At 46.0% G+C, this 11540-nt stretch carries 11 protein-coding genes and 1 tRNA gene; all 12 read left to right on the top strand.

Features of this window, described 5'->3' with window-relative positions; genetic code table 11:
• On the top strand, positions 1–3526 hold a 3526-nt coding region (gene rpoC, locus A3735_RS17330; RefSeq protein ID WP_068638347.1), incomplete at its 5' end, for a DNA-directed RNA polymerase subunit beta'.
• Between the two features lie 182 nt (positions 3527–3708).
• A complete protein-coding gene (rpsL, locus tag A3735_RS17325; RefSeq protein ID WP_068456027.1) occupies positions 3709–4083 on the top strand; it encodes a 30S ribosomal protein S12 in 375 nt (124 codons plus the stop codon).
• Positions 4084–4236: 153 nt separating this feature from the next.
• Positions 4237–4707: a 30S ribosomal protein S7 gene (gene rpsG, locus A3735_RS17320; RefSeq protein WP_068509920.1), complete on the top strand. Its 471-nt coding sequence runs from the start codon at positions 4237–4239 to the stop codon at positions 4705–4707.
• 64 nt (positions 4708–4771) lie between these two features.
• Entirely contained in the window at positions 4772–6868 is a 2097-nt protein-coding gene (gene fusA, locus A3735_RS17315) for an elongation factor G (protein WP_068638345.1), read from the top strand.
• 45 nt (positions 6869–6913) lie between these two features.
• Entirely contained in the window at positions 6914–8137 is a 1224-nt protein-coding gene (gene tuf, locus A3735_RS17310; RefSeq protein WP_068552924.1) for an elongation factor Tu, read from the top strand.
• 47 nt (positions 8138–8184) lie between these two features.
• Positions 8185–8260 (top strand) — tRNA-Trp (locus A3735_RS17305).
• Between the two features lie 53 nt (positions 8261–8313).
• Positions 8314–8682, top strand: coding sequence for a preprotein translocase subunit SecE (secE, locus tag A3735_RS17300; RefSeq protein WP_068507441.1), 369 nt, complete (start codon positions 8314–8316; stop codon positions 8680–8682).
• A gap of 13 nt (positions 8683–8695) precedes the next feature.
• Positions 8696–9229 (top strand): transcription termination/antitermination protein NusG, encoded by a 534-nt coding sequence (gene nusG / locus A3735_RS17295; RefSeq protein ID WP_068507438.1) that lies wholly within the window; start codon positions 8696–8698, stop codon positions 9227–9229.
• Positions 9230–9328: 99 nt separating this feature from the next.
• Positions 9329–9763, top strand: a complete 435-nt coding sequence (gene rplK, locus A3735_RS17290) for a 50S ribosomal protein L11 (protein WP_068507436.1) — start codon at positions 9329–9331, stop codon at positions 9761–9763.
• Complete coding sequence (rplA, locus tag A3735_RS17285; RefSeq protein WP_068507433.1) at positions 9763–10461, top strand: 50S ribosomal protein L1; 699 nt, start codon at positions 9763–9765, stop codon at positions 10459–10461. Before rplK ends, rplA begins: the two co-directional genes overlap by 1 nt.
• A gap of 226 nt (positions 10462–10687) precedes the next feature.
• Entirely contained in the window at positions 10688–11218 is a 531-nt protein-coding gene (gene rplJ, locus A3735_RS17280; protein WP_068507430.1) for a 50S ribosomal protein L10, read from the top strand.
• A 38-nt stretch (positions 11219–11256) separates the two neighbouring features.
• The coding region (gene rplL / locus A3735_RS17275; protein ID WP_068638342.1) for a 50S ribosomal protein L7/L12 at positions 11257–11540 on the top strand (284 nt) is incomplete at its 3' end.

The raw sequence follows: 11540 nt of genomic DNA, 5'->3' as shown, positions 1-11540 counted from the left end.
AGGCAATAACCCTGAGTGGATGGTCTTGAAGGTGTTGCCTGTACTTCCACCAGATCTTCGTCCTTTGGTTCCCCTGGATGGCGGTCGTTTTGCGACGTCTGATCTGAACGACCTTTATCGTCGAGTGATCAATCGTAACAATCGTTTGAAGCGACTACTAGAGCTGAGCGCACCAGATATCATTGTTCGTAACGAAAAACGTATGTTGCAAGAATCTGTGGACGCATTGCTAGATAACGGCCGTCGTGGTCGTGCTATCACTGGTTCAAACAAGCGTCCTCTTAAGTCTTTGGCTGACATGATCAAAGGTAAGCAGGGTCGTTTCCGCCAGAACCTTCTTGGTAAGCGTGTTGATTACTCTGGTCGTTCGGTGATCGTTGTTGGTCCTAGCCTTCGTTTGCATCAGTGTGGTTTGCCTAAGAAAATGGCACTTGAGCTATTTAAACCATTTATCTTCTCTAAGCTTGAGCATCGTGGTTTAGCTACGACCATCAAAGCGGCGAAGAAGATGGTTGAGCGTGAAACACCTGAAGTATGGGACATTCTTGCTGAAGTAATTCGTGAGCACCCGGTAATGTTGAACCGTGCACCGACACTTCACCGTTTGGGTATTCAGGCATTTGAGCCGGTATTGATCGAAGGTAAAGCGATCCAGTTACACCCACTAGTTTGTGCGGCATATAACGCTGACTTTGATGGTGACCAAATGGCGGTGCACGTTCCTCTGACGCTAGAAGCTCAGTTGGAAGCGCGTGCCTTAATGATGTCTACTAACAATATTCTTGCGCCTGCGAATGGTGAGCCAATTATCGTTCCTTCCCAGGATGTTGTACTAGGTTTGTACTATATGACCCGTGAGCGTATAAACGCTCAAGGTGAAGGTATGGTTTTCTCTGATATTAAAGAGGTTCAGAGAGCATACGGTGCGAAAAAAGTTCACTTGCAGGCGAAAGTAAAAGTTCGTCTTACAGAGGTTACCAAAGATGAAGACGGTAACAATGTAAGCAAGTCGTTGATTGCAGATACGACAGTTGGTCGAGCAATGTTGTTCGATATTCTTCCTGATGGCTTACCATTTGATTTAGTTAACCGCCCGATGGTTAAAAAGGCGATCTCTAAGTTGATCAATACTGCATATCGCGTATGTGGTTTGAAAGATACGGTAATCTTCGCAGACCAGCTTATGTATTTAGGCTTTTCTCAAGCGACGTTTTCTGGCTCATCTATCGGTGTTAACGACTTCGTTATACCTGATGAGAAATATACGATTATCGATGCGTCTTCTGCTGAAGTAAAAGAGATCGAGACTCAGTTTGCCTCAGGTCTTCTGACGCACGGTGAGAAATACAACAAGGTTATCGATATCTGGGCGAGAGCTAACGATAAAGTCGCTAAAGCGATGATGGATAATCTCGGTAAAGATACCGTCGTTGATCGTGAAGGTAAGACGGTTGAGCAAGACTCATTTAACTCAGTCTTTATGATGGCTGACTCAGGCGCAAGGGGCTCGGCTGCACAGATTCGTCAGCTAGCTGGTATGCGTGGTTTGATGGCTAAGCCGGATGGTTCGATCATCGAAACGCCAATCACAGCAAACTTCCGTGAAGGTTTGAACGTACTTCAGTACTTCATCTCTACTCACGGTGCTCGTAAAGGTTTGGCGGATACGGCATTGAAGACTGCAAACTCCGGTTACCTAACTCGTCGTTTGGTTGACGTTGCCCAGGATCTTGTTGTGACCAATGATGATTGTGGCACCAAAGAAGGTCTGTTAATGACGCCAATGATTGAAGGTGGTGATGTTGTTGTACCACTAGGTGATCGTGTATTGGGTCGTGTTGCAGCGAAAGATATCTTTGCACCGGGTGATTTAGAAAATGTTGTTCTGCCTGTTGGCACCTTCTTGGATGAAAAGAAGGTATCCGAACTAGAAAAGGCAGGTGTTGATGAAGTATGGGTTCGCTCAGCGATAACCTGTGATACTCGACACGGTGTTTGTGCCCAGTGCTATGGTCGTGACTTGGCTCGTGGCCATGTTGTTAACAAGGGTGAGGCTGTTGGTGTTATCGCTGCGCAGTCAATCGGTGAGCCGGGTACACAGTTAACGATGCGTACTTTCCACATCGGTGGTGCGGCGTCTAGATCATCTGCAGTAGATAATATTCAGGTTAAGCATGGTGGTAAGATCCGCCTGCATAATATGAAGTCGATTGAACGTAAAGACGGCTGCCTAGTTGTAACCTCTCGTTCTTCTGCGCTAGCAGTAGCTGATGAGCATGGTCGCGAGCGTGAGTGGTATAAGCTTCCTTACGGTGCTGTGATCTCGGCTAAAGACGGTGACAAGATCGAAGCGGGTGGTGTGGTTGCTAAGTGGGATCCACATACGCACCCAATCATTACCGAAAATGGTGGTAAGGCTCAGTTCGTTGGAATGGAAGAGGGTATTACCGTAACGACTCAAACTGATGAGTTAACAGGTCTATCCAATATCCAGATTATCGATCCGAAAGATCGTCCATCTTCAGGTAAAGATATTCGTCCAATGGTTCAGCTTGTGGATGAAGATGGTAACCCTGTCTTATTACCAGGTACGGATAATCCGATTCAGGTATTCTTGCCAGCTAACGCTTTGTTAAATATGCGTGATGGCGACATGGTTGAAGTAGGCGACGTCTTGGCTCGTATTCCTCAAGAGTCATCTAAGACTCGTGATATCACAGGTGGTCTACCGCGAGTAGCTGACTTGTTCGAGGCGCGTAAGCCTAAAGAGCCTTCTATCTTGGCTGAAATTTCTGGTGTTGTTAGTTTCGGTAAAGAGACTAAGGGCAAGAAGCGATTAGTGATTACGCCTAAAGATGGTGCTGAGCCGTATGAAGCATTGATTCACAAGTATCGCCAGTTGAACGTATTCGAAGGCGAAACAGTAGAAAAGGGTGAGGTTATCTCGGATGGACCTTCTAACCCGCACGATATTTTGCGCCTACTGGGTGTTGTGGAGCTATCTAAATACATCACTAACGAAGTGCAGGACGTTTACCGTTTGCAGGGTGTTGTAATTAACGATAAGCATATCGAAGTTATCGTGCGCCAGATGTTGCGTAAAGTTGAGATTACGCAGTCTGGTGATACTGACTTGATCAAGGGTGACCAGGTTGAGTATGTGAAGTTCTTGGAAGCTAATGAAGAGGCTGATTCGAACGACAAGATGCCTGCGCAGTGTGAGCGTCAGTTGTTGGGTATTACCAAAGCTTCGCTTGCAACTGAGTCGTTTATCTCTGCTGCATCGTTCCAGGAAACAACGCGCGTACTGACTGAAGGTGCGGTAACAGGTAAGCGTGACTACTTACGTGGCTTGAAAGAGAACGTGGTAGTGGGCCGTTTGATCCCAGCGGGTACAGGCTTGGCTTACCACTCAGAGCGTAAGCGTAAGAAAGATCAGAAGTTGGCACCTATCGCTGAAGAGGGCTTGGGTGTAAGTGCACAGGATGTTGTTGCAGCATTGAGTGCCGAGCTTAATAAGCAGTAATTGCTTGTTAAGTAAGTGGATGCAGGTGCGGTGAACAAAAAATCACCGCATTGCTTGACAGTTGAGGGGGGCGTCATTAGACTTGCGCCCCTCAACTTTATTGTGCCAGCAATTTCGGCATAGTAGTTTGACGTTTTGTAATGAAACGGTTTTTAAAAATATAGATATTGGAGTTTGCTTACATGGCAACGATTAATCAGTTGGTACGTAAGCCTCGTAAACGTGTAGTCGCGAAAAGTGACGTACCCGCGTTGCAGGCTTGTCCTCAACGTCGAGGCGTTTGTACTCGTGTATACACTACGACACCTAAGAAGCCAAACTCGGCTTTGCGTAAGGTTTGTCGTGTTCGTCTAACGAACGGTTACGAGGTTACATCGTATATCGGTGGTGAAGGCCATAACCTACAAGAGCACAGCGTTGTTCTTATTCGTGGTGGTCGTGTTAAAGATTTGCCTGGTGTTCGTTATCACACAGTTCGTGGTAGCTTGGATACTTCAGGTGTTGCAGATAGACGTCAGGGTCGTTCTAAATACGGTGCTAAGCGTCCTAAGGGGTAGTCTTAGGTCTGTCTGAAAGCGTTAATTGTCATAAATATTTCAATTAACAATGAGATAATTGATTGAAGGATAAGAGTAAGGTCGGACTGGCGAAATATTTCGTTTTATGTCTGAGCGACCCTGAAGACCTTTGATGTTAAAAGAGGGCTTGTCATGCCAAGAAGAAGAGTCGTAGCAAAACGCGAGATACTTCCAGATCCTAAATTTGGAAATCAAACGCTTGCAAAGTTTATGAACCACGTAATGGTTCATGGTAAAAAATCCGTAGCAGAGAAAATTGTATACGGTGCATTAGATGCTGTTAAAGCAAAGGGTCATGAAGATCCTTTAGAGCTGTTTGATAAAGCGCTAGAGTCTATCCAGCCAATGGTAGAGGTTAAGTCTCGCCGTGTTGGTGGTGCTACTTATCAGGTTCCAGTTGAAGTTCGTCCGGCTCGTCAGGTAGCGCTAGCAATGCGTTGGTTGGTGGACTACTCTCGTAAGCGTGGCGAAAAGTCTATGGCTTTGCGTCTAGCGGGTGAGATTATCGATGCAGCCGAAGGTAAGGGTGCAGCGGTTAAGAAACGTGAAGATGTTCACAAGATGGCCGAAGCAAACAAGGCTTTCTCTCACTACCGTTTCTAAGGTATACGAGTGTTATATGGCCTGCATTTTATGCGGGCCTTTTTGGGTTTAAGAGGATAAAAAATTGGCACGTAAGACTCCAATTTCCAGGTATAGAAATATTGGTATTTGTGCGCACGTTGATGCTGGTAAAACAACGACAACGGAGCGAGTTCTTTTCTATACAGGCTTGTCGCATAAAATAGGTGAAGTGCACGATGGTGCGGCGACAATGGATTGGATGGAGCAGGAGCAAGAGCGAGGTATCACGATAACCTCTGCTGCGACCACGTGTTTCTGGTCGGGAATGCAGCAACAGTTTGATCAGCATCGCGTGAATATTATCGATACGCCTGGGCACGTTGACTTTACAATTGAAGTAGAGCGCTCGCTCCGCGTGCTTGATGGTGCGGTTGTGGTTTTGTGTGGTTCGTCAGGTGTGCAGCCGCAAACTGAAACGGTCTGGCGGCAGGCTAATAAATATGAAGTGCCGCGCATGGTCTTTGTTAATAAGATGGACCGAACAGGTGCTGACTTCCGAATGGTAGTCGAACAGTTAAAAGATCGTCTAGGTGCTACGCCAGTGCCTCTGCAAATGACAATTGGTGCAGAGGACGAGTTTAAAGGTGTGGTTGACCTGATTAAGATGAAAGCTATTTTATGGAACGAAGCTGATCAGGGTATGACCTTTGATTACGCAGAGATTCCTGAAGATCTGCTGGATGAGTGTGAGGAGATGAGAGAGTTTCTTGTTGAGTCCGCTGCAGAGGCGGATGATGACTTGATGGAGCTTTATTTAGAAGGTGAGCAGCTTTCTGAGCAGCAAATAAAGCAGGCGATTCGCAAGCGTACGTTGGCGAATGAGATTGTGCCGGTTATTGGCGGTTCTGCCTTTAAGAATAAAGGTGTTCAGGCGATGCTTGATGCTGTTGTTGAGTACCTGCCGTCTCCTGAAGAGGTTAAAGCGATCGAGGGTGTGCTTGATGATGACGAGACTGTTGAGTCTCGAGAGGCTGATGATTCTGCTCCATTTTCTGCTCTTGCGTTTAAGATTGCGACGGACCCCTTTGTTGGTACTCTGACTTTCTTTAGGGTCTACTCTGGATCGCTAAAAACCGGCGATACCGTGTATAACCCAGTTAAGGGTAGGAAGGAGCGCATTGGTCGAATGGTGCAGATGCATGCAAATGACCGAGAAGAAATAAAAGAAGTATTGGCTGGAGATATTGCAGCTGCGGTCGGCCTTAAGGATGTTACTACTGGCGAAACGCTATGTAATATTGAGAACAAGATTACGCTTGAGCGTATGGAGTTTCCAGAGCCTGTAATTTCGGTTGCAGTGGAGCCTCGTACGCAGGCAGACCAGGAAAAGATGGGTGTTGCCCTAGGTAAGCTTGCGCAGGAAGATCCTTCGTTTAGAGTAAAAACCGATGAAGAGACGGGCCAGACGATTATCTCCGGAATGGGCGAATTGCACCTGGATATCATCGTTGATCGCATGAAGCGTGAGTTCAGTGTTGAGGCAAATATTGGTAAGCCGCAGGTGGCTTACCGTGAAGCGATTAAAAATATTAGTGATATTGAAGGTAAATTTGTTCGTCAGTCAGGTGGGCGTGGTCAGTATGGGCATGTTTGGCTTAAGTTTGAGCCCTTAGCGGATGGCGAAGAAGGTTTAGAGTTTGTAAATGAGATTGTTGGTGGTGCTGTGCCGCGTGAGTTTATCCCGGCAGTTGAAAAGGGTATCGCAGAGCAGATGCAAAACGGTATTCTGGCTGGTTATCCGTTGCTAGGTTTGAAGGCGACGCTCTATGACGGCTCTTTTCATGATGTCGACTCTAATGAAATGGCATTTAAAATTGCTGCTAGTATGGCGACTAAAAAGTTGGCATCAGAAGGTGGTGCGGTATTGCTTGAGCCGGTTATGAAGGTTGAAGTGGTAACGCCAGAAGAGAATATGGGAGATGTGGTTGGTGACTTAAATCGTCGCCGAGGTCNCATACAGGGTATGGAAGAGAGCGCCGCTGGTAAGGTGGTTAATGCTGAAGTTCCCTTATCTGAAATGTTCGGATACGCAACAGATTTGCGATCCGCAACACAGGGTCGCGCAACCTACGCGATGGAGTTTTTGACTTATTCAGAAGCGCCAAAAGCGGTTGCAGAAGTGATTATTAATAAATCGTAGTCTTAATTAAACTAAAGTCGGTAGCATAGAAAAAGGGGTGTAACCGTGGCTAAAGAAAAATTTGAACGTAATAAACCGCACGTTAACGTAGGTACTATTGGTCACGTTGACCATGGTAAAACAACTTTGACAGCAGCGCTAACGCGTGTATGTGCAGAAGTATTCGGTGGTGAGAAGGTTGATTTCGCAAACATCGATAATGCACCAGAGGAAAGAGAGCGTGGTATCACTATCGCGACGTCTCACGTTGAGTATGATTCAACTGATCGTCACTACGCTCACGTTGACTGCCCAGGGCACGCCGATTATGTTAAAAACATGATCACAGGTGCTGCTCAGATGGATGGTGCTATCTTGGTTTGTGGTGCGACTGATGGTCCTATGCCTCAGACTCGTGAGCACATCCTTTTGTCTCGTCAGGTAGGTGTACCTTACATTGTAGTATTCTTGAACAAGGCTGACTTGTTGGCTGAAGACTGTGGTGGTGCAGGTTCAGAAGAATACAACGAGATGCTTGAATTGGTTGAAATGGAAATTCGTGAATTGCTAGACACTTATGAGTTCCCAGGTGATGATACGCCAATTATCGCAGGTTCTGCTTTGATGGCATTGAACGGCGAAGATGATAACGAGCTAGGTACAACTGCTGTTAAGAAGTTGGTTGAGTCGCTAGATTCTTATATTCCAGAGCCAGAGCGTGCTGTAGATCAGCCATTCCTAATGCCTGTTGAGGACGTGTTCTCAATCTCAGGTCGTGGTACGGTTGTAACGGGTCGTGTTGAGCGTGGTATCATCAAAGTTGGTGAAGAAATCGAGATTGTTGGTATCAAGGAAACTCAAACCACTACTTGTACTGGTGTTGAGATGTTCCGTAAGCTTCTAGACGAAGGTCGTGCGGGTGAGAACGTTGGTGTTCTTCTGCGTGGTACTAAGCGTGACGAAGTTGAGCGTGGTCAGGTTCTATGTGTGCCTGGTTCTGTTAAGCCTCACACTAAGTTTGAAGCTGAAGTATATATCTTGGGTAAAGATGAAGGTGGTCGTCATACGCCATTCTTCCAAGGTTACCGTCCACAGTTCTACTTCCGTACGACTGATGTGACAGGTGCTTGTGAGTTGCCTGAAGGTGTTGAAATGGTAATGCCTGGTGATAACGTACAGTTAACAGCTACTTTGATCGCGCCAATCGCGATGGAAGAAGGTCTACGCTTCGCGATTCGTGAAGGTGGTCGTACTGTAGGTGCGGGTGTTGTAGCTAAGATTGTTGAATAATCTTAGTCTATGTTTGGAAGGCAGCTTGATGCTGCCTTCTTTTGTATAGGCCAGTAGCTCAATTGGCAGAGCAGCGGTCTCCAAAACCGCAGGTTGGGGGTTCGATTCCCTCCTGGCCTGCCATTTATTCTAGTAATAAATGGTAGTGGAACAGAATACTTATTAGTGCGTCGATTATGAATGCAAAGGTAGAGAAAGAAGGTAGTGCGCTAGATACGCTGAAGTGGTTGTTGGTGCTTTGTTTGGTGTCAGCGGGCGTGGTGGGTAACTACTATTTTGAAGCAGAATCTCTGTTGTACAGAGTGCTTGCGCTACTTGTTTTGGCATTTGTTGCTGGATGGGTTGCCGTTCAAACGACAAAAGGGCAGGCCTTTGCGAAGTTGGTCTCTGAAGCTCGTTTAGAGATTCGTAAGGTTGTATGGCCTACTAAGCAAGAGTTGACCCAGACGACAATGATAGTTGTTGTTTTTGTGTTAGTGGTTGCGCTTATTTTATGGGGTGTCGACTCCCTGATCGGCTGGATTGTTTCCAGTATTATAGGGTAGTAGGAGAATCACGATGTCCAAAGCTTGGTATGTAGTTCATGCCTATTCAGGTTACGAAAAGCAGGTAATGCGCTCGTTGCAAGAGCAGGTTGCTTTGAAAGGCTTGGAAGCAAAATTTGGTGAAATACTGGTTCCTACAGAGGAAGTGGTAGAAATGCGCGAAGGTAAAAAGCGCAAGAGTGAGCGTAAGTTTTATCCAGGCTACGTTCTTGTGCAAATGGAAATGGACGACGATGCTTGGCATTTGGTTAAGTCCACTCCAAGAGTGTTAGGCTTTATTGGTGGTACTGCTGAAAGACCTGTGCCAATTACTGATCGTGAAGCTGATACGATTCTTCAGAAGATAGAGACGGGTGCAGAGAAACCTCGTCCTAAGACCTTGTTTGAAGCTGGTGAAGTGGTTCGGGTTATCGATGGGCCGTTTGCAGACTTTAATGGTGTTGTTGAGGAAGTAGATTACGAGAAGAGCCGCGTTAAAGTAGCGGTTCTGATTTTTGGTCGCTCTACCCCTGTCGAACTAGAGTTTGGGCAAGTAGAAAAAGACTAAGCAAGTAAGATTTTATCTGCTCACTTTGCGAACTGCAAAGTGGGCTTTTTCTGTCTATACGGGGAGCTATTGAAGCGTTTGAACCCGAAGGAGTAAAAAATGGCAAAGAAAGTTGATGCTTATATCAAGCTTCAGGTAGCCGCTGGTAAAGCGAATCCAAGTCCGCCGGTTGGTCCTGCACTAGGTCAGCACGGTGTTAACATCATGGAATTCTGTAAAGCGTTTAACGCTCAGACTCAAGGTGTTGAACCAGGTCTGCCAGTTCCTGTTGTAATTTCTGTATATAGTGACAAGAGTTTTACTTTTGTCATGAAGACCCCACCTGCATCTATTCTGTTGAAGAAAGCTGCTGGTATCACTAGTGGTAGCGGTCGTCCTAATACTGAGAAGGTTGGAACTGTTACTCGCGCTCAGTTAGAAGAAATTGCTAAAACTAAAGACCCTGACTTAAATGCAGGTGATATGGATGCTGCAGTAAGAATTATTGCTGGTACAGCGCGTAGCATGGGACTTAATACTGAGGGTGTTAACTAATGGCAAAATTAACAAAGCGCCAAAAGTTGGTGCAGGAAAAAGTTCAAGCAGAAAAAGCGTACACGGTAGAAGAAGCGGTAGCTTTGCTTGCTGAGCTTTCAAGCGGTGTTAAGTTTACTGAGTCGGTAGATGTTGCTATCAACCTAGGTGTTGATGCGCGTAAATCTGACCAGGCTGTTCGAGGTTCTACAGTTCTACCAAATGGAACTGGCAAAACAGTTCGTGTTGCTGTGTTTACTCAAGGTGAAAATGCAGAGAAAGCTAAAGAAGCTGGTGCTGATATCGTTGGTATGGACGAGTTGGCTGCTGAAGTTAAAGCTGGAAACATGGATTTTGACGTAGTTGTTGCATCTCCGGACGCAATGCGTGTAGTTGGTCAGTTAGGTCAAATTCTTGGTCCACGCGGTCTAATGCCAAACCCGAAAGTTGGTACAGTGACGCCAGACGTAGCGACTGCCGTTAAAAATGCAAAAGCTGGTCAGGTTCGTTATAGAACTGACAAGAACGGTATTGTTCATACTATCGTCGGTAATGTTGACTTCTCAGCTGATTCGATTAAACAGAATATCGAAGCATTGTTGGCTGACTTGAAGAAGGCTAAGCCTGCTTCTGCAAAAGGTGTATATTTGAAGAAAGTTACACTTTCTTCAACAATGGGTCCTGGTCTACTTATTGATCAGAGCTCAGTGTCTTCATAAGAAGATATGTTAAAGAATACTTTGGAGTCTGAGCCTAGCTCGGGCTGTCAAAGACCGCAGGTGTTGGCTATTTATTAATTTAGAGTGCTAACTTAATCTCCTGCGCAGACGGTGTGTGGACTCTCTTAAATGAGTTGTATCTCCGCCGTAGGTCGCTCCCTGTTTATGCTAACAGGGGGTGGAACTAAGTGGTCAGCTTCGGCTGACTCTCTTGAGGAGAAAACCAATGGCAATTGGAATCGAAGACAAAAAGGCGATTGTCGCCGAAGTCAACGAAGTTGCTGGCGGTGCTTTATCTCTTGTGATGGCTGATTATCATGGCGTTGACGCTAATGATATGACAGGCCTTCGTAAAGAAGCTCGTGAAGGCGGAGTTTATCTTCGTGTCGTTCGAAACACCTTAGCAAAGCGTGCGGTAGAAGGAACAGAGTTTGAATGTGCAGCTGAAGCGTTGGTTGGTCCAACAATTCTTGCATTTTCTTTGGAAGATCCAGGTGCGGCAGCGCGCTTGTTGAAAGATTTTGCTAAAGAAAAAGAAGCATTCGAGATAAAAGCATTAGCGGTTGGTGGTGAACTACTGGGTGCAGATCAGATCGATCGTTTGGCTAAGTTGCCAACGCGCGATCAGGCGTTGGGCATGTTGGCCAGCGTTATTCAAGCACCTATTACCAAGCTTGCACGTACATTCAACGAAGTTCCTTCGAAGGTTACTCGTGCAGTGGCAGCAGTTCGCGATCAGAAGAAAGACGCAGCTTAATTATTTTTTATATAACTTACATTTAGGAGAATGGGACCATGTCTCTATCTAAAGACGATATTTTAAATGCAATCGCTGAAATGAGCGTAATGGACGTTGTTGAACTAGTTGAAGCAATGGAAGAGAAATTCGGCGTATCTGCAGCTGCTGCTGTAGCTGCTGCTCCTGCTGCTGGCGGTGACGCTGGTGGTGCTGCTGCCGCTGAACAGACTGAGTTTGACGTTGTTCTTGCTGGCGCTGGCGATAAGAAAGTTAACGTAATCAAAGCAGTTCGTGCTCTTACAGGTCTTGGCCTTAAAGAAGCGAAAGCAATGGTTGATGG

The sequence above is a fragment of the Oleiphilus sp. HI0061 genome, assembly GCF_001635675.1.
This window is presented reverse-complemented; position numbering and strand designations above follow the sequence as displayed.

Coding starts and splice junctions, on each gene's coding strand:
- nusG (WP_068507438.1), top strand. CDS start 8,696: ATGTCCAAAGCTTGGTATGTAGTTCATGCCTATTCAGGTTACGAAAAG.
- rplJ (WP_068507430.1), top strand. CDS start 10,688: ATGGCAATTGGAATCGAAGACAAAAAGGCGATTGTCGCCGAAGTCAAC.
- rpsL (WP_068456027.1), top strand. CDS start 3,709: ATGGCAACGATTAATCAGTTGGTACGTAAGCCTCGTAAACGTGTAGTC.
- rpsG (WP_068509920.1), top strand. CDS start 4,237: ATGCCAAGAAGAAGAGTCGTAGCAAAACGCGAGATACTTCCAGATCCT.
- rplK (WP_068507436.1), top strand. CDS start 9,329: ATGGCAAAGAAAGTTGATGCTTATATCAAGCTTCAGGTAGCCGCTGGT.
- secE (WP_068507441.1), top strand. CDS start 8,314: ATGAATGCAAAGGTAGAGAAAGAAGGTAGTGCGCTAGATACGCTGAAG.
- rplA (WP_068507433.1), top strand. CDS start 9,763: ATGGCAAAATTAACAAAGCGCCAAAAGTTGGTGCAGGAAAAAGTTCAA.